Source organism: Escherichia sp. Lx600-2, from assembly GCF_036662595.1.
Lineage (GTDB): Bacteria > Pseudomonadota > Gammaproteobacteria > Enterobacterales > Enterobacteriaceae > Escherichia > Escherichia coli.
This window is the reverse complement of the sequence record NZ_JAYQWM010000021.1, coordinates 21,693-47,676: the sequence shown is the minus strand read 5'-3', so window position 1 is coordinate 47,676 and position 25,984 is coordinate 21,693. Positions and strand designations below refer to the sequence as shown.

Annotated in this window: 25 protein-coding genes; 18 read left to right on the top strand and 7 right to left on the bottom strand. The window is 51.1% G+C overall.

From position 1 onward, the window contains the following. Positions 1-2 precede the first annotated feature (2 nt). The 4 genes from yadX to erpA are packed head-to-tail and all read left to right on the top strand — an operon-like array spanning position 3 to position 1,909. Complete coding sequence (gene yadX / locus OQV04_RS10325) at positions 3-50, top strand: protein YadX (RefSeq protein WP_211180485.1); 48 nt, start codon at positions 3-5, stop codon at positions 48-50. 11 nt (positions 51-61) lie between these two features. Next, the gene (gene clcA / locus OQV04_RS10320) at positions 62-1,483 is read left to right on the top strand and encodes a H(+)/Cl(-) exchange transporter ClcA (protein ID WP_032280278.1); all 1,422 of its coding nucleotides are present in this window, start codon (positions 62-64) and stop codon (positions 1,481-1,483) included. A gap of 23 nt (positions 1,484-1,506) precedes the next feature. Next, a complete protein-coding gene (gene yadW, locus OQV04_RS10315) occupies positions 1,507-1,572 on the top strand; it encodes a small protein YadW (RefSeq protein WP_120795373.1) in 66 nt (21 codons plus the stop codon). Continuing rightward, positions 1,565-1,909 (top strand): iron-sulfur cluster insertion protein ErpA, encoded by a 345-nt coding sequence (gene erpA, locus OQV04_RS10310; protein ID WP_001295564.1) that lies wholly within the window; start codon positions 1,565-1,567, stop codon positions 1,907-1,909. Before yadW ends, erpA begins: the two co-directional genes overlap by 8 nt. Before the next feature lie 46 nt (positions 1,910-1,955). On the opposite strand, the gene OQV04_RS10305 is transcribed toward erpA, so the two are convergent. The 3 genes from OQV04_RS10305 to mtnN are packed head-to-tail and all read right to left on the bottom strand — an operon-like array spanning position 1,956 to position 4,108. Further along, complete coding sequence (locus tag OQV04_RS10305; protein ID WP_000964221.1) at positions 1,956-2,579, bottom strand: TRIC cation channel family protein; 624 nt, start codon at positions 2,577-2,579, stop codon at positions 1,956-1,958. Between the two features lie 37 nt (positions 2,580-2,616). Beyond that, positions 2,617-3,417 carry a vitamin B12 ABC transporter substrate-binding protein BtuF gene (gene btuF / locus OQV04_RS10300; RefSeq protein WP_001129927.1) on the bottom strand — a complete coding sequence of 267 codons (801 nt, stop codon included), beginning with the start codon at positions 3,415-3,417 and terminating at the stop codon, positions 2,617-2,619. Continuing rightward, positions 3,410-4,108, bottom strand: coding sequence for a 5'-methylthioadenosine/S-adenosylhomocysteine nucleosidase (gene mtnN / locus OQV04_RS10295; protein ID WP_000689844.1), 699 nt, complete (start codon positions 4,106-4,108; stop codon positions 3,410-3,412). Before mtnN ends, btuF begins: the two co-directional genes overlap by 8 nt. 83 nt (positions 4,109-4,191) lie before the next feature. On the opposite strand from mtnN, the gene dgt reads away from it, so the two are divergent. The 3 genes from dgt to cdaR all read left to right on the top strand — a co-directional run bounded on the left by dgt (position 4,192) and on the right by cdaR (position 8,575). After that, positions 4,192-5,709 (top strand): dGTPase, encoded by a 1,518-nt coding sequence (gene dgt / locus OQV04_RS10290; protein ID WP_032280279.1) that lies wholly within the window; start codon positions 4,192-4,194, stop codon positions 5,707-5,709. A 129-nt stretch (positions 5,710-5,838) separates the two neighbouring features. Further along, positions 5,839-7,263, top strand: coding sequence for a serine endoprotease DegP (gene degP / locus OQV04_RS10285; protein ID WP_000753946.1), 1,425 nt, complete (start codon positions 5,839-5,841; stop codon positions 7,261-7,263). Between the two features lie 154 nt (positions 7,264-7,417). Beyond that, a complete protein-coding gene (cdaR, locus tag OQV04_RS10280; protein WP_028132486.1) occupies positions 7,418-8,575 on the top strand; it encodes a DNA-binding transcriptional regulator CdaR in 1,158 nt (385 codons plus the stop codon). Positions 8,576-8,663: 88 nt separating this feature from the next. On the opposite strand, the gene OQV04_RS10275 is transcribed toward cdaR, so the two are convergent. The 4 genes from OQV04_RS10275 to map all read right to left on the bottom strand — a co-directional run bounded on the left by OQV04_RS10275 (position 8,664) and on the right by map (position 13,747). Further along, positions 8,664-9,050, bottom strand: coding sequence for a DUF3461 family protein (locus OQV04_RS10275; protein WP_000272188.1), 387 nt, complete (start codon positions 9,048-9,050; stop codon positions 8,664-8,666). Positions 9,051-9,363: 313 nt separating this feature from the next. Beyond that, positions 9,364-10,188: a 2,3,4,5-tetrahydropyridine-2,6-dicarboxylate N-succinyltransferase gene (gene dapD, locus OQV04_RS10270; RefSeq protein ID WP_001186650.1), complete on the bottom strand. Its 825-nt coding sequence runs from the start codon at positions 10,186-10,188 to the stop codon at positions 9,364-9,366. A 30-nt stretch (positions 10,189-10,218) separates the two neighbouring features. Beyond that, the gene (gene glnD, locus OQV04_RS10265; RefSeq protein ID WP_001094579.1) at positions 10,219-12,891 is read right to left on the bottom strand and encodes a bifunctional uridylyltransferase/uridylyl-removing protein GlnD; all 2,673 of its coding nucleotides are present in this window, start codon (positions 12,889-12,891) and stop codon (positions 10,219-10,221) included. Positions 12,892-12,952: 61 nt separating this feature from the next. Next, entirely contained in the window at positions 12,953-13,747 is a 795-nt protein-coding gene (gene map / locus OQV04_RS10260) for a type I methionyl aminopeptidase (protein WP_001018194.1), read from the bottom strand. 367 nt (positions 13,748-14,114) lie between these two features. On the opposite strand from map, the gene rpsB reads away from it, so the two are divergent. The 11 genes from rpsB (at position 14,115) to lpxD (ending at position 25,972) form a co-directional block, all read left to right on the top strand. After that, positions 14,115-14,840 carry a 30S ribosomal protein S2 gene (rpsB, locus tag OQV04_RS10255; RefSeq protein ID WP_000246882.1) on the top strand — a complete coding sequence of 242 codons (726 nt, stop codon included), beginning with the start codon at positions 14,115-14,117 and terminating at the stop codon, positions 14,838-14,840. A 134-nt stretch (positions 14,841-14,974) separates the two neighbouring features. Then, the gene (gene tsf, locus OQV04_RS10250; protein ID WP_000818114.1) at positions 14,975-15,826 is read left to right on the top strand and encodes a translation elongation factor Ts; all 852 of its coding nucleotides are present in this window, start codon (positions 14,975-14,977) and stop codon (positions 15,824-15,826) included. 146 nt (positions 15,827-15,972) lie between these two features. Continuing rightward, on the top strand, positions 15,973-16,698 hold the full coding sequence (gene pyrH / locus OQV04_RS10245; RefSeq protein ID WP_000224573.1) for a UMP kinase: 726 nt from the start codon (positions 15,973-15,975) through the stop codon (positions 16,696-16,698). Positions 16,699-16,847: 149 nt separating this feature from the next. Further along, complete coding sequence (frr, locus tag OQV04_RS10240) at positions 16,848-17,405, top strand: ribosome recycling factor (protein ID WP_000622418.1); 558 nt, start codon at positions 16,848-16,850, stop codon at positions 17,403-17,405. Positions 17,406-17,496: 91 nt separating this feature from the next. Beyond that, the gene (gene ispC, locus OQV04_RS10235) at positions 17,497-18,693 is read left to right on the top strand and encodes a 1-deoxy-D-xylulose-5-phosphate reductoisomerase (RefSeq protein WP_000811923.1); all 1,197 of its coding nucleotides are present in this window, start codon (positions 17,497-17,499) and stop codon (positions 18,691-18,693) included. A gap of 188 nt (positions 18,694-18,881) precedes the next feature. Then, positions 18,882-19,640 (top strand): (2E,6E)-farnesyl-diphosphate-specific ditrans,polycis-undecaprenyl-diphosphate synthase, encoded by a 759-nt coding sequence (ispU, locus tag OQV04_RS10230; protein WP_001295562.1) that lies wholly within the window; start codon positions 18,882-18,884, stop codon positions 19,638-19,640. Between the two features lie 12 nt (positions 19,641-19,652). Beyond that, a complete protein-coding gene (gene cdsA, locus OQV04_RS10225; protein WP_000922446.1) occupies positions 19,653-20,510 on the top strand; it encodes a phosphatidate cytidylyltransferase in 858 nt (285 codons plus the stop codon). Positions 20,511-20,521: 11 nt separating this feature from the next. After that, on the top strand, positions 20,522-21,874 hold the full coding sequence (gene rseP, locus OQV04_RS10220) for a sigma E protease regulator RseP (RefSeq protein ID WP_001295561.1): 1,353 nt from the start codon (positions 20,522-20,524) through the stop codon (positions 21,872-21,874). Positions 21,875-21,903: 29 nt separating this feature from the next. Continuing rightward, positions 21,904-24,336 (top strand): outer membrane protein assembly factor BamA, encoded by a 2,433-nt coding sequence (gene bamA, locus OQV04_RS10215; protein ID WP_032280281.1) that lies wholly within the window; start codon positions 21,904-21,906, stop codon positions 24,334-24,336. Positions 24,337-24,457: 121 nt separating this feature from the next. Then, complete coding sequence (gene skp, locus OQV04_RS10210) at positions 24,458-24,943, top strand: molecular chaperone Skp (RefSeq protein WP_000758956.1); 486 nt, start codon at positions 24,458-24,460, stop codon at positions 24,941-24,943. 3 nt (positions 24,944-24,946) lie between these two features. Further along, the gene (gene lpxD, locus OQV04_RS10205) at positions 24,947-25,972 is read left to right on the top strand and encodes a UDP-3-O-(3-hydroxymyristoyl)glucosamine N-acyltransferase (RefSeq protein WP_001139279.1); all 1,026 of its coding nucleotides are present in this window, start codon (positions 24,947-24,949) and stop codon (positions 25,970-25,972) included. Positions 25,973-25,984: the final 12 nt, after the last annotated feature.

The window sequence follows — 25,984 nt, the reverse complement described above, 5'->3', positions numbered from 1 at the left end:
TCATGGAACGTGCGAGTAAAATGCCGTCATCTTATTTGTATGACCAATAAGTGATCATTGGATGAAAACTGATACTCCCTCTTTAGAAACACCGCAGGCCGCGCGCCTGCGACGCAGACAACTGATTCGCCAACTTCTTGAGCGCGATAAAACCCCGTTAGCCATTTTGTTTATGGCGGCAGTCGTCGGCACGCTTGTCGGGCTGGCTGCGGTTGCTTTTGACAAAGGTGTCGCCTGGTTGCAGAACCAACGTATGGGGGCGCTGGTACATACTGCTGATAATTATCCGCTACTGTTAACCGTCGCTTTTCTCTGTTCGGCGGTGCTGGCGATGTTCGGCTACTTTTTAGTGCGCAAATACGCGCCGGAAGCAGGTGGTTCGGGGATCCCGGAAATTGAAGGGGCGCTGGAAGATCAACGTCCCGTTCGCTGGTGGCGTGTATTGCCGGTGAAATTCTTTGGCGGGCTGGGGACACTCGGCGGAGGCATGGTGTTGGGGCGCGAAGGGCCAACCGTGCAGATCGGCGGTAATATCGGGCGGATGGTACTCGATGTTTTCCGCCTGAAAGGTGATGAAGCTCGCCATACGCTGTTGGCAACCGGTGCGGCGGCGGGTCTGGCGGCGGCCTTTAACGCGCCGCTGGCGGGTATTTTGTTTATTATCGAAGAGATGCGTCCGCAGTTTCGCTATACGTTAATTTCGATTAAAGCGGTATTTATTGGCGTCATTATGTCGACCATTATGTACCGGATTTTTAATCATGAAGTTGCGTTGATTGACGTCGGTAAACTTTCTGACGCGCCGCTTAATACGCTGTGGCTTTATCTGATCCTCGGTATTATTTTTGGCATTTTCGGCCCTATTTTTAATAAATGGGTGCTGGGGATGCAGGATTTGCTGCACCGTGTGCACGGCGGCAATATTACCAAATGGGTACTGATGGGCGGTGCGATTGGCGGTCTGTGTGGATTGCTGGGGTTTGTGGCACCAGCAACGTCGGGCGGCGGTTTTAACCTGATTCCTATCGCTACCGCGGGGAATTTCAGCATGGGAATGCTGGTGTTTATCTTCGTCGCGCGGGTCATTACCACCTTACTCTGCTTCTCTTCCGGCGCGCCGGGCGGTATTTTTGCCCCGATGCTGGCGCTGGGTACTGTGCTGGGAACCGCTTTCGGAATGGTTGCCGTTGAGCTGTTTCCGCAATATCACCTTGAGGCGGGGACGTTTGCTATTGCCGGAATGGGGGCGTTACTGGCGGCATCTATTCGCGCGCCGTTAACGGGGATCATTCTGGTTCTGGAGATGACCGATAACTACCAGCTCATTTTGCCAATGATTATTACCGGTCTTGGCGCAACACTATTAGCGCAATTTACCGGCGGGAAACCGCTATACTCGGCGATTCTTGCGCGCACGCTGGCAAAACAGGAAGCTGAGCAACTGGCGCGAAGCAAGGCCGCATCAGCCAGCAAGAATACTTGAACGAAATACCAGGGTATTAGATAATGGCGATTATTATTGGGTTAGAATTTGCCCAATTGCCGATGTCGTTTGGAGCAAAATATGAGTGATGACGTAGCACTGCCGCTGGAGTTTACCGACGCAGCAGCCAACAAAGTTAAAAGCCTGATCGCTGACGAAGATAACCCGAATCTGAAATTACGCGTGTATATCACCGGTGGCGGTTGCAGCGGCTTCCAGTATGGTTTCACCTTTGATGATCAGGTGAACGAAGGCGATATGACCATCGAAAAACAGGGCGTTGGCCTGGTGGTTGATCCGATGAGCCTGCAATATCTGGTCGGCGGTTCCGTTGACTATACCGAAGGACTGGAAGGTTCTCGTTTCATCGTGACCAACCCGAACGCGAAAAGCACCTGCGGTTGCGGTTCTTCCTTTAGTATCTAATCTGTTGTTCATGTGCCGGATAAATTATCCGGCACATCTTCTCTCTTCAACGCCCATTCTCATCCAGCGCAAACGTCGGTAGCTTAAGATGCCAACGAATAGCCGCCAGCCGAATCAATAGCGTCACGACCATGCCCATCATACTGGCTGTTTCCAGTGGTACGGAAAATGTGTAATAAGCCGTAGCGTGGACAATACCGCCGATAATACAGGCAGTTGCGTAGATTTCTGTACGTAAAATCATGGGGATTTCGCGGGCCAGAACATCACGAATGATCCCGCCGCCAACGCCAGTAATGACGCCCATACAAACCGCGATTAACGGACCGGCTTCCGCATTAAAGGCTTTATTCACGCCAATGCCGACAAACACCGCCAGACCAACGGCGTCCAGCACCGGCAACATCCATTTTGGTAAGCGTCTTGGCTGGCGCACCAGCACGATGGTCAGCATGCTGGTTACCATTGCAACGACCAGATCGGTGGGATCTTTCACCCAAAATACCGGGCCGTGATCCAGCGCCATGTCGCGAATTGTTCCGCCGCCTACTGCGGTAACCACGCCCAATACCAGAACACCAAAAGGGTCCATACGCAATTTTCCGGCTAACAAAACGCCGGAGATGGCAAATACCGCTGTGCCGACTATATCCAGCCAATAGACGAGCATTGTTCAATCCCCACTGAGCACCTAAAAAGGTCAGGCGCTAATCTACCTGTGAAAGCGCATTACAGAGCTGTTGTGCAGCGAGGATAATACGTGGGCTTGCACGTTCAAACCAGTCACTCGTGAGAGGAATAACGGGAATTTTGAGCTGTTCACCCCAGTATTGTTTGATTTTAGGAATTTGGTCCGGTCCGCCTGTAATGACAATCGCCTGTGGCGAGCGTGCTAACACCTGTTCGCGGCTAACTTGCGGCCAGGGAACCCGGCTGTCTTTAAAGATGTTTTCTCCGCCACAAACTTCGAGTACCTGGTTTTGAATCGACTCTTTTCCACTGGTAAATGGCGGATTAATGCCGAATTGCAGAAAAACACGTTTTTTAGGTTTATCAGCATATTGCGCTTTCAATTGCGCGTACTGATCCAGCAGGGATTGCGCGGCTTGTTCGGCCTTATCCGGTTGCGGACTCCAGGGGGCCAGTTGACGTAACGCATTGGCAATTTGTTCAATGCTTGTCGCATCGACCCACATCACTTTTATTCCCAGCGAAGCCAGCTGGTCAACCTGCCGCTCGGCATTACCTCCACGCCAGGCAATCACCAGATCGGGTTTCAGCGCGACAATGCGTTCCAGATTCATCCCCTGCCAGGTGGAAACCTGCTCAATCTTTTGCGCTTGTGGAGGATAGTCGGAATAGCTGCTGACCCCAACCGGCGTGATCCCGGCGGCAAAGGCAAGTTCAGTGTTGGCGGGAGAAAGCGTGATGACGCGCGGTGCCGCGTTGAGCCACAGTGGCGCGAGAAAAGACAGGGCGACCAGCGCCCTGAACAGTGACTTAGCCATGTGCCAGTTTCTGCACCAGTGACTCAACCATCAGGCTGGACTGTTTAGCGGCAACAGCCAGGAACTCATCGAAGCTAAGATGAGACTGTTGATCGGCCACGTCGGAGATGGCGCGTACGACAACAAACGGGACGTTGAAATTGTGGCAGACATGGGCGATTGCCGTCGCTTCCATCTCTACAGCAATGGCCTGTGGGAAGTTGTGGCGGATTTTCGCCAGACCAACAGAACCGTTGATGAAAGCGTCGCCGCTAACAATCAGGCCACGTACAGCGTTAAGATTCAGTTCGGCAATGCAGGCCTCAGCGGCAGCGATCAGTTTATCGTCAGCTTTAAAGCCTGCCGGACAGCCTGGTAACTGACCGTATTCATAACCAAATGCCGTGACATCCGCGTCGTGATAACGTGCTTCGTCCGAGACAACGATATCGCCCACTTTCAACGTTGGTGCCAGGCCACCGGCAGAACCGGTGTTAATAATCACATCTGGCTTGCAGTGTTCCAACAGCAAAGTGGCACCCAGCGCCGCAGCGACTTTACCGATGCCCGATTTCAGAAGCGCAACCTCGGTTCCATTCAGTTGGCCGGTATAGATTTCGCAACCGCCGAGACTGATAGTTTGACGGTTTTCGATTTTGTCACGCAGCAGCGTAACTTCTTCTTCCATTGCACCAATGATGCCGATTTTCATAGATTTACTCGCGATAAGCCCGATTTGAAGGCATAGTTTACCATGCGCTTACGGGGAAGCGTATTTCTCACGCGGGAGAGGACATGGCACAGATTGATTTCCGAAAAAAAATAAACTGGCATCGTCGTTACCGTTCACCGCAGGGCGTTAAAACCGAACATGAGATCCTGCGGATCTTCGAGAGCGATCGCGGGCGTATCATCAACTCTCCGGCAATTCGTCGTCTGCAACAAAAGACCCAGGTTTTTCCACTGGAGCGCAATGCCGCCGTGCGCACGCGTCTTACCCACTCGATGGAAGTCCAGCAGGTGGGGCGCTACATCGCCAAAGAAATTTTAAGCCGTCTGAAAGAGCTTAAATTGCTGGAAGCATACGGCCTGGATGAACTGACCGGACCTTTTGAAAGCATTGTTGAGATGTCATGCCTGATGCACGATATCGGCAATCCGCCGTTTGGTCATTTTGGCGAAGCGGCGATAAATGACTGGTTTCGCCAGCGTTTATACCCGGAAGATGCCGAAAGCCAGCCTCTGACTGACGATCGCTGCAGCGTGGCGGCACTACGTTTACGGGACGGGGAAGAACCGCTTAACGAGCTGCGGCGCAAGATTCGTCAGGACTTATGTCATTTTGAGGGGAATGCACAAGGCATTCGTCTGGTGCATACATTGATGCGGATGAATCTCACCTGTGCGCAGGTTGGCGGTATTTTAAAATATACCCGTCCAGCGTGGTGGCGTGGCGAAACGCCTGAGACACATCACTATTTAATGAAAAAGCCGGGTTATTATCTTTCTGAAGAAGCCTATATTGCCCGGTTGCGTAAAGAACTTAATTTGGCGCTTTACAGTCGTTTTCCATTAACGTGGATTATGGAAGCTGCAGACGACATCTCCTATTGTGTGGCAGACCTTGAAGATGCGGTAGAGAAAAGAATATTTACCGTTGAGCAGCTTTATCATCATTTGCACGAGGCGTGGGGTCAGCATGAGAAAGGTTCGCTCTTTTCGCTAGTGGTTGAAAATGCCTGGGAAAAATCACGCTCAAATAGTTTAAGCCGCAGTACGGAAGATCAGTTTTTTATGTATTTACGGGTAAACACCCTAAATAAACTGGTACCCTACGCGGCACAACGATTTATTGATAATCTGCCTGCGATTTTCGCCGGAACGTTTAATCATGCATTATTGGAAGATGCCAGCGAATGCAGCGATCTTCTTAAGCTATATAAAAATGTCGCTGTAAAACATGTGTTTAGCCATCCAGATGTCGAGCAGCTTGAATTGCAGGGCTATCGGGTCATTAGCGGATTATTAGAGATTTATCGTCCTTTATTAAGCCTGTCGTTATCAGACTTTACTGAACTGGTAGAAAAAGAACGGGTGAAACGTTTCCCTATTGAATCGCGCTTATTCCACAAACTCTCGACGCGCCATCGGCTGGCCTATGTCGAGGCTGTCAGTAAATTACCGTCAGATTCTCCTGAGTTTCCGCTATGGGAATATTATTACCGTTGCCGCCTGCTGCAGGATTATATCAGCGGTATGACCGACCTCTATGCGTGGGATGAATACCGACGTCTGATGGCCGTAGAACAATAACCAGGCTTTTGTAAAGACGAACAATAAATTTTTACCTTTTGCAGAAACTTTAGTTCGGAACTTCGCGCTATAAAACGAATCTGAAGAACACAGCAATTTTGCGTTATCTGTTAATCGAGACTGAAATACATGAAAAAAACCACATTAGCACTGAGTGCACTGGCTCTGAGTTTAGGTTTGGCGTTATCTCCGCTCTCTGCAACGGCGGCTGAGACTTCTTCAGCAACGACAGCCCAGCAGATGCCAAGCCTTGCACCGATGCTCGAAAAGGTGATGCCTTCAGTGGTCAGCATTAACGTAGAAGGTAGCACAACCGTTAATACGCCGCGTATGCCGCGTAATTTCCAGCAGTTCTTCGGTGATGATTCTCCGTTCTGCCAGGAAGGTTCTCCGTTCCAGAGCTCTCCGTTCTGCCAGGGTGGCCAGGGCGGTAATGGTGGCGGCCAGCAACAGAAATTCATGGCGCTGGGTTCCGGCGTCATCATTGATGCCGATAAAGGCTATGTCGTCACCAACAACCACGTTGTTGATAACGCGACGGTCATTAAAGTTCAACTGAGCGATGGCCGTAAGTTCGACGCGAAGATGGTTGGCAAAGATCCGCGCTCTGATATCGCGCTGATCCAAATCCAGAACCCGAAAAACCTGACCGCAATTAAGATGGCGGATTCTGATGCACTGCGCGTGGGTGATTACACCGTAGCGATTGGTAACCCGTTTGGTTTGGGCGAGACGGTAACTTCCGGGATTGTCTCTGCGCTGGGGCGTAGCGGCCTGAATGCCGAAAACTACGAAAACTTCATCCAGACCGATGCAGCGATCAACCGTGGTAACTCCGGTGGTGCGCTGGTTAACCTGAACGGTGAACTGATCGGTATCAACACCGCGATCCTCGCACCGGACGGCGGCAACATCGGTATCGGTTTTGCTATCCCGAGCAACATGGTGAAAAACCTGACCTCGCAGATGGTGGAATACGGCCAGGTGAAACGCGGTGAGCTGGGTATTATGGGGACTGAGCTGAACTCCGAACTGGCGAAAGCGATGAAAGTTGACGCCCAGCGCGGTGCTTTCGTAAGCCAGGTTCTGCCTAACTCCTCCGCTGCAAAAGCGGGCATTAAAGCGGGTGATGTGATCACCTCACTGAACGGTAAGCCGATCAGCAGCTTTGCCGCCCTGCGTGCTCAGGTGGGTACTATGCCGGTGGGCAGCAAACTGACCCTGGGCTTACTGCGCGACGGTAAGCAGGTTAACGTGAACCTGGAACTGCAGCAGAGCAGCCAGAATCAGGTTGATTCCAGCTCCATCTTCAACGGCATTGAAGGCGCTGAGATGAGCAACAAAGGCAAAGATCAGGGCGTGGTAGTGAACAACGTGAAAACGGGCACTCCGGCTGCGCAGATCGGCCTGAAGAAAGGTGATGTGATTATTGGCGCGAACCAGCAGGCAGTGAAAAACATCGCTGAACTGCGTAAAGTTCTCGACAGCAAACCGTCTGTGCTGGCACTGAACATTCAGCGCGGCGACAGCACCATCTACCTGTTAATGCAGTAATCTCCCTCAACCCCTTCCTGAAAACGGGAAGGGGTTCTCCTTACAATCTGTGAACTTCACCACAACTCCATACATCTTCATCATCCTTTAGGCATTTGCACAATGCCGTACGTTACGTACTTCCTTATGCTAAGCCGTGCATAACGGAGGACTTATGGCTGGCTGGCATCTTGATACCAAAATGGCGCAGGATATCGTGGCACGTACCATGCGCATCATCGATACCAATATCAACGTAATGGATGCCCGTGGGCGAATTATCGGCAGCGGCGATCGTGATCGTATTGGTGAATTGCACGAAGGTGCATTGCTGGTACTTTCACAGGGACGAGTCGTCGATATCGATGACGCGGTGGCACGTCATCTGCACGGTGTGCGGCAAGGGATTAATCTACCGTTACGGCTGGAAGGTGAAATTGTCGGCGTAATTGGCCTGACAGGTGAACCAGAGAATCTGCGTAAATATGGCGAACTGGTCTGCATGACGGCTGAAATGATGCTGGAACAGTCGCGGTTGATGCACTTGTTGGCGCAGGATAGCCGTTTGCGGGAGGAACTGGTGATGAACCTGATTCAGGCTGAGGAGAATACTCCCGCACTTACTGAATGGGCGCAACGGCTGGGGATCGATCTCAATCAACCGCGAGTGGTGGCTATTGTTGAGGTCGACAGCGGTCAGCTTGGTGTGGACAGCGCAATGGCGGAGTTACAACAACTGCAAAACGCGCTGACTACGCCCGAGCGTAATAATCTGGTGGCGATTGTCTCGCTAACCGAAATGGTGGTGTTGAAACCGGCGTTGAACTCTTTTGGGCGCTGGGATGCAGAAGATCATCGTAAGCGAGTTGAACAACTGATTACCCGCATGAAAGAGTACGGCCAGCTGCGTTTTCGCGTTTCACTGGGCAACTATTTTACCGGTCCTGGCAGTATTGCCCGATCCTATCGTACGGCGAAAACGACGATGGTGGTGGGTAAACAGCGGATGCCAGAAAGTCGCTGCTATTTTTATCAGGATCTGATGTTACCTGTGTTACTCGACAGTTTGCGTGGCGACTGGCAGGCCAACGAACTGGCGCGACCGCTGGCGCGGCTGAAAGCGATGGACAATAACGGCTTGCTGCGACGAACGCTGGCGGCGTGGTTTCGTCACAATGTGCAACCGCTGGCAACGTCAAAGGCGTTGTTTATTCATCGTAATACCCTGGAGTATCGGCTTAATCGTATATCGGAACTGACCGGGCTTGATTTGGGCAATTTTGATGACAGGTTGCTGCTGTATGTGGCGTTACAACTGGATGAAGAGCGGTAGGTTATGCGTTAAGGTTGAGGCGGCGCTGGCTCATTCCCCTCAGCCCGAAGGGGAGAGGGGAATGCCCGAGTTAACCGTCAATTCGGGATTATTTACGCGTTAGTTTTTCCAGATCGGCTTCAATCTCGCTGATCTTATTGGTTACGACTGACTCCAGGTGACGTAAGTCGTCGAGGATCTTACGCTTAAGATCAACTTCGCTGCGGTCACGCTGACAGATTTGATCAAGCTCATCAATGATATACCGTAGATTCGGGCTGATTTCCTGGACTTCTTTATAACCCTGACCCACACCATCAGCGACGACCGTTTTACGCTGACGCGGATATTTAAACTTAACGCTCTTGGCGAAAAACTCGCCTTTGTCTTTCTGGAAATAGATTTTCAGAATATCGTTGTTGGCTTCCTGCCGGAGGCTGTAACGATCAATTTCTTCAGGATTGGTAATACCCAGACTTTTCAGATTGTCGTACATAGCGTTACCTCAAAATGAGTCAGTAAATTGTGCTTATTTTAGCATTTGGCCTGGCCCGCCCGGCTCGACTGTGATCGCAGAAAGCCTTTTTCTTCCAGACTTCTATCATGGCGTAAAAATCAAAAAATTACCTGCTTTATTGTGGCGATATTCCATGGGATGGATTAGCACATTTATCTTCGTTTTGCGAATTACATGACAGTCCGAAACAAGATGAAAAAGTATTTAAAAAAGGGGGAGGAAGAATGAGTAGGACGAATTATTCTGAACCAGAAAGCAATCGGGCAGCGTCGTGCTGCCCGTGTGCATACTTTTAGTCGATGGTACGCAGCAGTTCGTTAATGCCGACTTTGCCGCGAGTTTTCGCGTCAACTTTCTTAACGATAACCGCACAGTAGAGGCTGTATTTGCCATCTTTCGACGGCAGATTACCTGAAACAACCACAGACCCCGCCGGAACGCGACCGTAGTGGATTTCGCCGGTTTCACGGTCGTAAATACGGGTGCTCTGACCAATGTATACGCCCATGGAAATGACGGAACCTTCTTCGACAATCACCCCTTCAACCACTTCAGAGCGCGCGCCGATGAAGCAATTATCTTCAATGATGGTTGGGTTAGCCTGCAGCGGTTCCAGCACACCGCCGATGCCCACGCCACCGGAAAGGTGGACGTTTTTACCAATCTGCGCACAAGAACCGACGGTCGCCCAGGTATCAACCATGGTGCCTTCGTCAACATATGCGCCGATGTTGACGTAAGACGGCATCAGCACGGTGTTACGGGCAATAAATGCACCCTGACGTACCGCCGCAGGTGGTACAACGCGGAAGCCTTCTTTCTGGAAACGTGCTTCGTCGTAGTCGGCGAATTTCATCGGCACTTTGTCGAAGTAGCGGCTTTCTGCCCCTTCGATCACCTGATTATCATTAATACGGAAAGAGAGCAGCACCGCTTTTTTCAACCACTGATGCGTCACCCATTGACCGTCAATTTTTTCCGCAACACGCAGTGCGCCGGAATCCAGCAGGGCGATCACCTGATTTACCGCTTCGCGGGTAACGGTGTCTGCATTGGCTGGCGTGATCTCGGCACGGCGTTCAAAAGCGGTTTCAATAATGTTCTGTAACTGCTGCATTGTTAAACTCTTTTCATATCAGTAAACACATCACCCTTTATCGTTTGGATTGAGGGCCTCTGTCAACCGCTGATGCACTTCCTGCTGCAACTCGTTATTAAGAGCACGCCGGTCAGCGGTGGCAATTATGAATAAATCTTCTACTCGCTCGCCAATGGTTGTAATTCGGGCACCATGGAGCGAAATTCCCAGATCGGCAAAAATTTTCCCGACTCTCGCCAGCAGTCCTGGCTGGTCGAGCGCGATAAGCTCAAGGAACGATTTGCGGTCGGTATGGGTTGGCAAAAACGTCACTTCGGTTTCAACAGTAAAGTGACGTAGTTTAGCCGGTTGACGACGCGGCTGTGGTGGCTGCCAGCTACTTTGTGTCAGTACTTGCTCCAGACCAAACCGAATAACCTCATGACGATCTGCGGATAGCGGGCTACCATCGGGTTCCAGCACGATGAAGGTATCCATCGCCATACCGTCGCGAGTGGTGAAAATTTGTGCGTCGTGGACACTTAAATTGCGGCGGTCTAATTCGGCACAGACGGCGGCAAACAGATAGGGGCGGTCCGGGCTCCAGATAAAAATCTCGGTGCCTCCACGCGTAGCCTGCGGACTAAGCAATACCAGCGGTTTGCTTAAATCATGCTGTAATAAATGGCGCGCATGCCAGGCCAGTTGATTTGGGCTATGGCGGACAAAATAGTTAGCACGACAGCGTGACCAAATTTGGTGCAGCGCCTCTTCGTCGATGTTATCCATGCGCAGTAGTGCCAGCGCCTGGAGTTGGTGATGGCGAACCCGTTCGCGCATATCCGGCGTGTTTTGCATTCCGCGTCGTAGCTGCTTTTCGGTGGCGAAATAGAGTTCGCGCAACAGACTTTGCTTCCAGCTATTCCACAGCGTTTCGTTGGTGGCGCAAATGTCAGCCACTGTCAGGCATACCAGATAGCGCAGACGATTTTCCGTTTGAACTTCTTCGGCAAACTGCTTGATGACTTCCGGGTCCTGAATATCGCGACGCTGAGCTGTCACCGACATCAGCAAGTGCTGGCGAACCAGCCAGGCGACCAGCTGTGTTTCGCGTGAGTTCAGCCCGTGGAGTTCGGCAAAATGCACTACATCCTGAGCACCGAGAATAGAGTGGTCGCCGCCGCGTCCTTTGGCGATATCGTGAAACAGCGCGGCGATGAAAATCAGCTCAGTTGACGGTAGGCGCGGCCAGACGTCCACACACAACGGATGGCGCTGGCGCGTTTCTTCACTGGCAAAACTCTCCAGTTTCAGCATCACGCGGATAGTATGTTCATCCACCGTGTAGGCGTGGAACAGATCAAACTGCATCTGCCCGACGATATGTGACCATTGCGGCATATACGCGCCGAGTACGCTATGGCGATGCATTGGCAATAGCCCGCGCCGCACCGCTCCGGGGTGACGCAGAATGCTCAAAAACAGTTTTCGTGCTTGCGGAATATTACACAGCGGTTGTTGCAGATGGCGCCGGGCATGGCGTAACTGGCGCAGCGTGGTGGAGTAAATGCCGGTGATCGCACTGTTGCGCACCATGGTGTAGAACATACGCAAGATGGCTTCCGGCTGGCGCATAAATAGTGTTTCATCACGCAGGTCGATTAGCGTACCGCGTAGCTGAAACTCATCGTCGATTGGACGTGGTTTTTCGTCGGCGGGAAGGGCGAGGATGGCTTCATCGAACAGTTGCAGCAGCATCTGGTTGAGTTCACTGACGCGGCGTGTCACGCGGAAGTAATCCTTCATCATCCGCTCGACCGGTTCGTTACCTTCGCCACTGTAATTCAGACGCTGGGCGACGCTAAGCTGGCGATCGAATAACAGGCGATTATCGTAACGGCTGACGACCAGATGCAGGGCAAAGCGAATACGCCACAATATATGCAGACATTCGTTTAATTCCGCCCGCTCCGCTGAGGTTAAGAAGCCAAACCCAACCATTTCATCCAGCGATGTTGCGCCAAAATGACGGCGGGCCACCCATTGCAGAGTGTGGATATCGCGCAAGCCGCCAGGGCTACTTTTGATGTCTGGTTCAAGATTGTAGCTGGTGCCGTGGTAACGCTGATGGCGCTGGTTCTGTTCTTCAACTTTCGCCGCGTAGAACTTGTCGGAAGGCCAGAATCCTTCGCTGAAAATATGTTTTTGCAGTTCAAGAAATAGCGCAACATCGCCAATTAATAAGCGGGATTCGATCAAATTGGTGGCGACGGTTAAATCCGATAACCCTTCCAGCATGCACTCTTCAAGCGTGCGCACACTATGACCGACTTCCAGCTTTACATCCCAGAGCAGCGTTAACAGCTCGCCCACTTTTTGCGCCTGATCGTCCGGGAGCTTTTTACGGCTTAAAATCAGTAAATCGATGTCAGAAAGTGGATGCAGCTCGCCACGACCGTAGCCACCGACGGCGACCAATGCCAGGTCGGCAATCTGGCTGAATCCCGCTTCAATCCATAATCGTTGCAGGAGCTGGTCGATAAACTCGGTGCGCGCCTCAATCAACTGTTCTGCAGAGATCCCATTGTCAAAGGCATCACCCAGCCAACGCTGGAAAGTATCGATATGGGCTTTTATCCCACCGACGGTTAATTCATCACGGGGCCAGACGCATGGATTTTGCGGTTGACCGGGCAGGGTGGGGAGAGCGGTGTTTGCGTACTGTTCTGGAAGGGTATTCATTGTGCGCCACCCATAAGATTAAATTATCGCATTAAAAAAGCCGGCATTCGCCGGCTTCATTTTATTCGTCGTGCGAGATTATCGCCGGGATGGTGTCATCCTTGCGTAGTGTCAGAATTTCGCAGCCGTTATCAGTCACCACAATAGTATGCTCATATTGTGCAGACAAGCTGCGATCTTTGGTTTTTACCGTCCAGCCATCTTTCATGGTGCGGATCTCTTTTTTACCCGCGTTGACCATTGGCTCGATGGTGAACGTCATCCCAGGTTTCAGTACGACGTTGGTTTCACGGGAGTCATAGTGCAGCACCTGCGGTTCTTCATGGAAGCCGCGACCAATACCGTGTCCGCAATATTCACGAACGACGGAGAAGCCTTCTGCTTCGACAAATTTCTGAATCGCCGCACCGATTTCGCGCAGATTAATGCCTGGTTTTACCATGCGTAGCGCCAGGTACAGGCTTTCTTGCGTGATACGGCACAGACGTTCGCCCATGATGGTCGGCTTACCGACGATAAACATTTTCGAGGTATCGCCGTGGAAACCATCTTTGATTACGGTGACATCAATGTTAACGATATCGCCATCTTTCAGCAGCTTAGCATCGTCCGGGATACCGTGGCACACCACTTCATTAATTGAGATGCAAACGGATTTCGGATAACCGTGATAGCCGAGGCAGGCAGAAACCGCGTGTTGTTCATTAACAATGTAATCATTACAGATGCGATCCAGCTCACCGGTGCTGACGCCCGGTTTAACATATGGTTCGATCATCTCCAGCACTTCGGCAGCCAGTCGGCCAGCGACGCGCATTTTTTCGATATCTTCTGGGGTCTTGATTGAGATAGCCATTAATTCTGTCCATCAGCGTCGGTGATACCGACAATATATATGTAAGTGCCGTCAATGGTATCACACCCGGGCAAATTGAGAATCATTCTGAATTTCGCCAAACGTGCCACTGAAGGTTTTCTATAATAGAAAATTCGACGTCTGATGCTGTACACAGCGCCAACAATTATTGGTGTCCCAGACGTATTTGTGGTATAAAGCGCGCCGGACTTCCGATCCATTTCGTATACACAGACTGGACGGAAGCGACAATCTCACTTTGTGTAACAACACACACGTATCGGCACATATTCCGGGGTGCCCTTTGGGGTCGGTAATATGGGATACGTGGAGGCATAACCCCAACTTTTATATAGAGGTTTTAATCATGGCAACTGTTTCCATGCGCGACATGCTCAAGGCTGGTGTTCACTTCGGTCACCAGACCCGTTACTGGAACCCGAAAATGAAGCCGTTCATCTTCGGTGCGCGTAACAAAGTTCACATCATCAACCTTGAGAAAACTGTACCGATGTTCAACGAAGCTCTGGCTGAACTGAACAAGATTGCTTCTCGCAAAGGTAAAATCCTTTTCGTTGGTACTAAACGCGCTGCAAGCGAAGCGGTGAAAGACGCTGCTCTGAGCTGCGACCAGTTCTTCGTGAACCATCGCTGGCTGGGCGGTATGCTGACTAACTGGAAAACCGTTCGTCAGTCCATCAAACGTCTGAAAGACCTGGAAACTCAGTCTCAGGACGGTACTTTCGACAAGCTGACCAAGAAAGAAGCGCTGATGCGCACTCGTGAGCTGGAGAAACTGGAAAACAGCCTGGGCGGTATCAAAGACATGGGCGGTCTGCCGGACGCTCTGTTTGTAATCGATGCTGACCACGAACACATTGCTATCAAAGAAGCAAACAACCTGGGTATTCCGGTATTTGCTATCGTTGATACCAACTCTGATCCGGACGGTGTTGACTTCGTTATCCCGGGTAACGACGACGCAATCCGTGCTGTGACCCTGTACCTGGGCGCTGTTGCTGCAACCGTACGTGAAGGCCGTTCTCAGGATCTGGCTTCCCAGGCGGAAGAAAGCTTCGTAGAAGCTGAGTAATAAGGCACGCTCGTACGAGCCCTTATAGACCAGGTAGTACACGTTTGGTTAGGGGGCCTGCATATGGCCCCCTTTTTCACTTTTATATCTGTGCGGTTTAATGCCGGGCAGATCACATCTCCGAGGATTTTAGAATGGCTGAAATTACCGCATCCCTGGTAAAAGAGCTGCGTGAGCGTACTGGCGCAGGCATGATGGATTGCAAAAAAGCACTGACTGAAGCTAACGGCGACATCGAGCTGGCAATCGAAAACATGCGTAAGTCCGGTGCTATTAAAGCAGCGAAAAAAGCAGGCAACGTTGCTGCTGACGGCGTGATCAAAACCAAAATCGACGGCAACTACGGCATCATTCTGGAAGTTAACTGCCAGACTGACTTCGTTGCAAAAGACGCTGGTTTCCAGGCGTTCGCAGACAAAGTTCTGGACGCAGCTGTTGCTGGCAAAATCACTGACGTTGAAGTTCTGAAAGCACAGTTCGAAGAAGAACGTGTTGCGCTGGTAGCGAAAATTGGTGAAAACATCAACATTCGCCGCGTTGCTGCGCTGGAAGGCGACGTTCTGGGTTCTTATCAGCACGGTGCGCGTATCGGCGTTCTGGTTGCTGCTAAAGGCGCTGACGAAGAGCTGGTTAAACACATCGCTATGCACGTTGCTGCAAGCAAGCCAGAATTCATCAAACCAGAAGACGTATCCGCTGAAGTGGTAGAAAAAGAATACCAGGTACAGCTGGATATCGCGATGCAGTCTGGTAAGCCGAAAGAAATCGCAGAGAAAATGGTTGAAGGCCGCATGAAGAAATTCACCGGCGAAGTTTCTCTGACCGGTCAGCCGTTCGTTATGGAACCAAGCAAAACTGTTGGTCAGCTGCTGAAAGAGCATAACGCTGAAGTGACTGGCTTCATCCGCTTCGAAGTGGGTGAAGGCATCGAGAAAGTTGAGACTGACTTTGCAGCAGAAGTTGCTGCGATGTCCAAGCAGTCTTAATTATCAAAAAGGAGCCGCCTGAGGGCGGCTTCTTTTTGTGCCCATCTTGTAAATTCAGCTAACCCTTGTGGGGCTGCGCTGAAAAGCGACGTACAATGTCGCTAGTATTAATTCATTTCAATCGTTGACAGTCTCAGGAAAGAAACATGGCTACCAATGCAAAACCCGTCTATAAACGCATTCTGCTTAAGTTGAGTGGCGAAGCTCTGCAGGGCACTGAAGGCTTCGGTATTGATGCAAGCATACTGGATCGTATGGCTCAGGAAATCAAAGAACTGGTTGAACTGGGTATTCAGGTTGGTGTGGTGATTGGTGGGGGTAACCTGTTCCGTGGCGCTGGTCTGGCGAAAGCGGGTATGAACCGCGTTGTGGGCGACCACATGGGGATGCTGGCGACCGTAATGAACGGCCTGGCAATGCGTGATGCACTGCACCGCGCCTATGTGAACGCTCGTCTGATGTCCGCTATTCCATTGAATGGCGTGTGCGACAGCTACAGCTGGGCAGAAGCTATCAGCCTGTTGCGCAACAACCGTGTGGTGATCCTCTCCGCCGGTACAGGTAACCCGTTCTTTACCACCGACTCAGCAGCTTGCCTGCGTGGTATCGAAATTGAAGCCGATGTGGTGCTGAAAGCAACCAAAGTTGACGGCGTGTTTACCGCTGATCCGGCGAAAGATCCAACCGCAACCATGTACGAGCAACTGACTTACAGCGAAGTGCTGGAAAAAGAGCTGAAAGTCATGGACCTGGCGGCCTTCACGCTGGCTCGTGACCATAAATTACCGATTCGTGTTTTCAACATGAACAAACCGGGTGCGCTGCGCCGTGTGGTAATGGGTGAAAAAGAAGGGACTTTAATCACGGAATAATTCCCGTGATGGATAAATAAGGGTAAGATTCCGCGTAAGTATCGCGGGGGATCTTACCCGTAATATGTTTAATCAGGGCTATACTTAGCACACTTCCACTGTGTGTGACTGTCTGGTCTGACTGAGACAAGTTTTCAAGGATTCGTAACGTGATTAGCGATATCAGAAAAGATGCTGAAGTACGCATGGACAAATGCGTAGAAGCGTTCAAAACCCAAATCAGCAAAATACGCACGGGTCGTGCTTCTCCCAGCCTGCTGGATGGCATTGTCGTGGAATATTACGGCACGCCGACGCCGCTGCGTCAGCTGGCAAGCGTAACGGTAGAAGATTCCCGTACTCTGAAAATCAACGTGTTTGATCGTTCAATGTCTCCGGCCGTTGAAAAAGCGATTATGGCGTCCGATCTTGGCCTGAACCCGAACTCTGCGGGTAGCGACATCCGTGTTCCGCTGCCGCCGCTGACGGAAGAACGTCGTAAAGATCTGACCAAAATCGTTCGTGGTGAAGCAGAACAAGCGCGTGTTGCAGTACGTAACGTGCGTCGTGACGCGAACGACAAAGTGAAAGCACTGTTGAAAGATAAAGAGATCAGCGAAGACGACGATCGCCGTTCTCAGGACGATGTACAGAAACTGACTGATGCTGCAATCAAGAAAATTGAAGCGGCGCTGGCAGACAAAGAAGCAGAACTGATGCAGTTCTGATTTCTTGAACGACAAAAACGCCGCTCAGTAGATCCTTGCGGATCGGCTGGCGGCGTTTTGCTTTTTATTCTGTCTCAACTCTGGATGTTTCATGAAGCAACTCACCATTCTGGGCTCGACCGGCTCGATTGGTTGCAGCACGCTGGACGTGGTGCGCCATAATCCCGAACACTTCCGCGTAGTTGCGCTGGTGGCAGGCAAAAATGTCACTCGCATGGTAGAACAGTGCCTGGAATTCTCTCCCCGCTATGCCGTAATGGACGATGAAGCGAGTGCGAAACTTCTTAAAACGATGCTACAGCAACAGGGTAGCCGCACCGAAGTCTTAAGTGGGCAACAAGCCGCTTGCGATATGGCAGCGCTTGAGGATGTTGATCAGGTGATGGCAGCCATTGTTGGCGCTGCTGGGCTGTTACCTACGCTTGCTGCGATCCGCGCGGGTAAAACCATTTTGCTGGCCAATAAAGAATCACTGGTTACCTGCGGACGTCTGTTTATGGACGCCGTAAAGCAGAGCAAAGCGCAATTGTTACCGGTCGATAGCGAACATAACGCCATTTTTCAGAGTTTACCGCAACCTATCCAGCATAATCTGGGATACGCTGACCTTGAGCAAAATGGCGTGGTGTCCATTTTACTTACCGGGTCTGGTGGCCCTTTCCGTGAGACGCCATTGCGCGATTTGGCAACAATGACGCCCGATCAAGCCTGCCGTCATCCGAACTGGTCGATGGGACGTAAAATTTCTGTCGATTCGGCTACCATGATGAACAAAGGTCTGGAATACATTGAAGCGCGTTGGCTGTTTAACGCCAGCGCCAGCCAGATGGAAGTGCTGATTCACCCGCAGTCAGTGATTCACTCAATGGTGCGCTATCAGGACGGCAGTGTTCTGGCGCAGCTGGGGGAACCGGATATGCGTACGCCAATTGCCCACACCATGGCATGGCCGAATCGCGTGAACTCTGGCGTGAAGCCGCTCGATTTTTGCAAACTAAGTGCGTTGACATTTGCCGCACCGGATTATGATCGTTATCCATGCCTGAAACTGGCGATGGAGGCGTTCGAACAAGGCCAGGCAGCGACGACAGCATTGAATGCCGCAAACGAAATCACCGTTGCTGCTTTTCTTGCGCAACAAATCCGCTTTACGGATATCGCTGCGTTGAATTTATCCGTACTGGAAAAAATGGATATGCGCGAACCACAATGTGTGGACGATGTGTTATCTGTTGATGCGAACGCGCGTGAAGTCGCCAGAAAAGAGGTGATGCGTCTCGCAAGCTGAGGATAATCCGGCTACAGAGAGTCGCGCTATTTGTTAGCGTAGGGCTTCGGTGATATAGTCTGCGCCATCTGATCGTAAGTAGTTGGCTTTATAAGGTCAGGTATGCCGTGGTTTTACACGGCTTTTTTTTGTATAGGCTTCAGTATTCCTGAGTACCGTAAACCCTGTCAGGGAATAAAAAACGCGTGATGTTGTCTGCTACTCAACCACTTAGCGAAAAATTGCCAGCGCATGGCTGCCGTCATGTTGCGATCATTATGGACGGCAATGGTCGCTGGGCAAAAAAGCAAGGGAAGATTCGTGCCTTTGGGCATAAAGCCGGGGCAAAATCCGTCCGCCGGGCTGTCTCTTTTGCGGCCAACAACGGTATTGAGGCGTTAACGCTGTATGCCTTTAGTAGTGAAAACTGGAACCGACCAGCGCAGGAAGTCAGTGCGTTAATGGAACTGTTTGTGTGGGCGCTCGATAGCGAAGTAAAAAGTCTGCACCGACATAACGTGCGTCTGCGTATTATTGGCGATACCAGTCGCTTTAACTCGCGTTTGCAAGAACGTATTCGTAAATCTGAAGCGCTAACAGCCGGGAATACCGGTCTGACGCTGAATATTGCGGCGAACTACGGTGGACGTTGGGATATAGTCCAGGGAGTCAGGCAACTGGCTGAAAAGGTGCAGCAAGGAAACCTGCAACCAGATCAGATAGATGAAGAGATGCTAAACCAGCATGTCTGTATGCATGAACTGGCCCCTGTAGATTTAGTAATTAGGACTGGGGGGGAGCATCGCATTAGTAACTTTTTGCTTTGGCAAATTGCCTATGCCGAACTTTACTTTACAGATGTTCTCTGGCCCGATTTCGATGAACAAGACTTTGAAGGGGCGTTAAATGCCTTTGCTAATCGAGAGCGTCGTTTCGGCGGCACCGAGCCCGGTGATGAAACAGCCTGATGGGGGTCGCTTTTGCTGAAGTATCGCCTGATATCTGCTTTTGTGTTAATACCCGTCGTCATCGCGGCGTTGTTTCTGTTGCCGCCGGTGGGGTTCGCCATTGTAACGCTGGTGGTCTGCATGCTGGCAGCGTGGGAATGGGGACAGCTTAGCGGTTTTACCACTCGTTCGCAGCGAGTATGGTTGGCGGTGTTATGCGGGTTATTGTTGGCGCTGATGCTTTTTCTGTTGCCGGAATATCACCGAAATATTCATCAACCGCTGGTTGAAATCTCACTTTGGGCTTCGCTGGGTTGGTGGATTGTCGCGCTATTGCTGGTGCTGTTTTACCCAGGTTCCGCAGCAATCTGGCGTAACTCTAAAACATTGCGCCTTATTTTTGGCGTGCTAACCATTGTTCCCTTCTTCTGGGGCATGCTGGCGTTACGGGCCTGGCACTATGACGAGAATCATTACAGTGGCGCAATATGGCTGCTCTATGTCATGATCCTGGTATGGGGCGCTGACTCCGGCGCATATATGTTTGGCAAATTGTTTGGTAAACATAAGCTGGCTCCGAAGGTTTCTCCGGGTAAAACCTGGCAAGGCTTTATCGGTGGACTCGCTACTGCAGCGGTAATCTCATGGGGTTATGGCATGTGGGCGAATCTCGACGTCGCTCCCGTCACCTTACTCATTTGCTCTATTGTCGCAGCGTTAGCCTCAGTGCTCGGCGATCTGACCGAGAGTATGTTTAAGCGTGAAGCAGGAATTAAGGACAGCGGTCATTTAATTCCAGGACACGGTGGTATTTTAGATCGTATTGATAGCCTGACGGCTGCGGTACCGGTCTTTGCTTGCTTGTTGTTACTGGTATTCAGGACGCTTTAACGGAAGGTAATATGCTGAGTTTTCTCTGGGATTTGGCTTCGTTCATCGTTGCACTGGGTGTACTTATCACCGTGCATGAATTTGGTCATTTCTGGGTTGCCCGGCGTTGTGGTGTTCGCGTTGAGCGTTTCTCAATAGGGTTTGGTAAGGCGCTCTGGCGGCGAACTGATAAGCTCGGCACCGAATATGTTATCGCCCTGATCCCGTTGGGCGGTTATGTCAAAATGCTGGATGAGCGCGCAGAACCGGTCGTTCCGGAACTCCGCCACCATGCCTTCAATAATAAATCTGTCGGCCAACGAGCGGCGATTATTGCCGCAGGTCCGGTTGCAAACTTCATTTTTGCTATCTTTGCCTACTGGCTGGTTTTTATTATTGGTGTGCCTGGCGTACGTCCGGTGGTTGGCGAAATAGCAGCCAATTCGATAGCTGCGGAAGCACAAATTGCACCAGGTACGGAACTAAAAGCCGTAGATGGTATCGAAACGCCTGATTGGGATGCCGTGCGTTTGCAGTTGGTCGATAAAATTGGCGATGAAAGCACCACCATTACAGTAGCGCCATTTGGCAGCGACCAACGGCGGGATGTAAAGCTCGATTTACGTCACTGGGCGTTTGAGCCTGATAAAGAAGATCCGGTATCTTCGCTGGGGATTCGTCCTCGTGGGCCGCAAATTGAACCTGTACTGGAAAATGTGCAGCCAAACTCGGCGGCAAGCAAGGCAGGTTTGCAAGCAGGCGACAGGATCGTTAAAGTCGATGGTCAGCCCTTAACGCAGTGGGTGACCTTTGTGATGCTTGTCCGGGATAACCCGGGTAAATCCTTAGCGTTAGAAATCGAAAGGCAGGGGAGTCCCTTGTCTTTGACATTAATCCCGGAGAGTAAACCGGGTAATGGTAAAGCGATTGGTTTTGTCGGTATTGAGCCGAAAGTCATTCCTTTGCCAGATGAGTATAAAGTTGTACGCCAGTATGGGCCGTTCAACGCCATCGTCGAAGCCACGGACAAAACGTGGCAGCTGATGAAGCTGACGGTCAGTATGCTGGGAAAATTGATCACCGGTGATGTGAAACTGAACAACCTCAGTGGGCCGATCTCTATCGCCAAGGGGGCTGGGATGACAGCGGAACTCGGGGTAGTTTATTACCTGCCGTTTCTTGCGCTTATTAGCGTGAACTTAGGGATAATTAACCTGTTTCCGTTGCCCGTGCTTGACGGGGGGCATCTGCTGTTCCTTGCGATCGAAAAGATCAAGGGCGGACCGGTATCCGAGCGGGTTCAAGACTTTTGTTATCGCATTGGCTCGATTCTGCTGGTGCTGTTAATGGGGCTTGCACTTTTCAATGATTTCTCTCGGTTATGAGAGTTAGTTAGGAAGAACGCATAATAACGATGGCGATGAAAAAGTTGCTCATAGCGTCGCTGCTGTTTAGCAGCGCCACCGTATACGGTGCTGAAGGGTTCGTAGTGAAAGATATTCATTTCGAAGGCCTTCAGCGTGTCGCCGTTGGTGCGGCCCTCCTCAGTATGCCGGTGCGCACAGGCGACACGGTTAATGATGAAGATATCAGTAATACCATTCGCGCTCTGTTTGCTACCGGCAACTTTGAGGATGTTCGCGTCCTTCGTGATGGTGATACCCTTCTGGTTCAGGTAAAAGAACGTCCGACCATTGCCAGCATTACTTTCTCCGGTAACAAATCGGTGAAAGATGACATGCTGAAGCAAAACCTCGAGGCTTCTGGTGTGCGTGTGGGCGAATCCCTCGATCGCACCACCATTGCCGATATCGAGAAAGGTCTGGAAGACTTCTACTACAGCGTCGGTAAATATAGCGCCAGCGTTAAAGCTGTCGTGACCCCGCTGCCGCGCAACCGTGTTGACCTAAAACTGGTGTTCCAGGAAGGTGTGTCAGCTGAAATCCAGCAAATTAACATTGTTGGTAACCATGCTTTCACCACCGACGAACTGATCTCTCATTTCCAACTGCGTGACGAAGTGCCGTGGTGGAACGTGGTAGGCGATCGTAAATACCAGAAACAGAAACTGGCGGGCGACCTTGAAACCCTGCGCAGCTACTATCTGGATCGCGGTTATGCCCGTTTCAACATCGACTCTACCCAGGTCAGTCTGACGCCAGATAAAAAAGGTATTTACGTCACGGTGAACATCACCGAAGGCGATCAGTACAAGCTTTCTGGCGTTGAAGTGAGCGGCAACCTTGCCGGGCACTCCGCTGAAATTGAGCAGCTGACTAAGATCGAGCCGGGTGAGCTGTATAACGGCACCAAAGTGACCAAGATGGAAGATGACATTAAAAAGCTTCTCGGTCGCTATGGTTATGCCTATCCGCGCGTACAGTCGATGCCCGAAATTAACGATGCCGACAAAACCGTTAAATTACGCGTGAACGTTGATGCGGGTAACCGTTTCTACGTGCGTAAGATCCGTTTTGAAGGTAACGATACCTCGAAAGATGCCGTCCTGCGTCGCGAAATGCGTCAGATGGAAGGTGCATGGCTGGGAAGCGATCTGGTCGATCAGGGTAAGGAGCGTCTGAATCGTCTGGGCTTCTTTGAAACTGTCGATACCGATACCCAACGTGTTCCGGGTAGCCCGGACCAGGTAGATGTAGTCTACAAGGTGAAAGAACGTAACACCGGTAGCTTCAACTTCGGGATTGGTTACGGTACTGAAAGTGGCGTGAGCTTCCAGGCTGGCGTGCAACAGGATAACTGGTTAGGTACAGGTTATGCTGTTGGTATCAACGGGACCAAAAACGATTACCAGACCTATGCTGAATTGTCGGTAACCAACCCGTACTTCACTGTAGATGGTGTAAGCCTCGGTGGTCGTCTCTTCTATAATGACTTCCAGGCAGATGACGCCGACCTGTCCGACTATACCAACAAGAGTTATGGTACAGACGTGACGTTGGGCTTCCCGATCAACGAATATAACTCGCTGCGTGCAGGTCTGGGTTATGTACATAACTCCCTGTCCAACATGCAGCCTCAGGTTGCGATGTGGCGTTATCTGTACTCTATGGGTGAACATCCGAGCACCTCTGATCAGGATAACAGCTTCAAAACGGACGACTTCACGTTCAACTATGGTTGGACCTATAACAAGCTTGACCGTGGTTACTTCCCGACAGATGGTTCACGTGTCAACCTGACCGGTAAAGTGACCATTCCTGGATCGGATAACGAATACTACAAAGTGACGTTAGACACGGCGACTTATGTGCCGATCGATGACGATCACAAATGGGTTGTTCTGGGGCGTACCCGCTGGGGTTATGGTGATGGTTTAGGCGGCAAAGAGATGCCGTTCTACGAGAACTTCTATGCCGGTGGTTCCAGCACCGTGCGTGGCTTCCAGTCCAATACCATTGGTCCGAAAGCAGTTTACTTCCCGCATCAGGCCAGTAATTATGATCCGGGCTATGATTACGAATGTGCGACTCAGGACGGCGCGAAAGACCTGTGTAAATCGGATGATGCTGTAGGCGGTAACGCCATGGCGGTTGCCAGCCTCGAGTTCATCACCCCGACGCCGTTTATTAGCGATAAGTATGCTAATTCGGTTCGTACTTCCTTCTTCTGGGATATGGGTACCGTTTGGGATACAAACTGGGATTCCAGCCAATATTCTGGATATCCGGACTATAGTGATCCAAGCAATATCCGTATGTCTGCGGGTATCGCATTACAATGGATGTCCCCATTGGGGCCGTTGGTGTTCTCCTACGCCCAGCCGTTCAAAAAGTACGATGGAGACAAGGCAGAACAGTTCCAGTTTAACATCGGTAAAACCTGGTAAGTGTTCTCCACAAAGGAATGTAGTGGTAGTGTAGCGATGACTTTAGGCGATCAATATAAGATCGCCGGGCCACGCAAAGAACTGCACCCTCCGGTGCAAATGGGATGGTAAGGAGTTTATTGTGAAAAAGTGGTTATTAGCTGCAGGTCTCGGTTTAGCACTGGCAACATCTGCTCAGGCGGCTGACAAAATTGCAATCGTCAACATGGGCAGCCTGTTCCAGCAGGTAGCGCAGAAAACCGGTGTTTCTAACACGCTGGAAAATGAGTTCAAAGGCCGTGCCAGCGAACTGCAGCGTATGGAAACCGATCTGCAGGCTAAAATGAAAAAGCTGCAGTCCATGAAAGCGGGCAGCGATCGCACTAAGCTGGAAAAAGACGTGATGGCTCAGCGCCAGACTTTTGCTCAGAAAGCGCAGGCTTTTGAGCAGGATCGCGCACGTCGTTCCAACGAAGAACGCGGCAAACTGGTTACTCGTATCCAGACTGCTGTGAAATCCGTTGCCAACAGCCAGGATATCGATCTGGTTGTTGATGCAAACGCCGTTGCTTACAACAGCAGCGATGTAAAAGACATCACTGCCGACGTACTGAAACAGGTTAAATAAGTAATGCCTTCAATTCGACTGGCTGATTTAGCGCAGCAGTTGGATGCAGAACTACACGGTGATGGCGATATCGTCATCACCGGCGTTGCGTCCATGCAATCTGCACAAACAGGTCACATTACGTTCATGGTTAACCCAAAATACCGTGAGCATTTAGGCTTGTGCCAGGCGTCCGCGGTTGTCATGACCCAGGACGATCTTCCTTTCGCGAAAAGTGCCGCGCTGGTAGTGAAGAATCCCTACCTGACTTACGCGCGCATGGCGCAAATTTTAGATACCACGCCGCAGCCCGCGCAGAACATTGCACCCAGTGCGGTGATCGACGCGACGGCGAAGCTGGGTAACAACGTATCGATTGGCGCTAACGCGGTGATTGAGTCCGGCGTTGAACTGGGCGATAACGTGATTATCGGTGCCGGTTGCTTCGTAGGTAAAAACAGCAAAATCGGTGCAGGTTCGCGTCTCTGGGCGAACGTAACCATTTACCATGAGATCCAGATCGGTCAGAATTGCCTGATCCAGTCCGGAACAGTGGTAGGCGCAGACGGCTTTGGTTATGCCAACGATCGTGGTAACTGGGTGAAGATCCCACAGATTGGTCGCGTAATTATTGGCGATCGCGTGGAGATCGGTGCCTGCACAACCATCGATCGCGGCGCGCTGGATGACACTATTATTGGCAATGGCGTGATCATTGATAACCAGTGCCAGATTGCACATAACGTCGTGATTGGCGACAATACGGCGGTTGCCGGCGGCGTCATTATGGCGGGCAGCCTGAAAATTGGTCGTTACTGCATGATCGGCGGAGCCAGCGTAATCAACGGGCATATGGAAATATGCGACAAAGTGACGGTTACGGGCATGGGTATGGTGATGCGTCCCATCACTGAACCAGGCGTCTATTCCTCAGGCATTCCGCTGCAACCCAACAAAGTCTGGCGCAAAACCGCTGCACTGGTGATGAACATTGATGACATGAGCAAGCGTCTGAAATCGCTTGAGCGCAAGGTTAATCAACAAGACTAACGTTCCATCTTT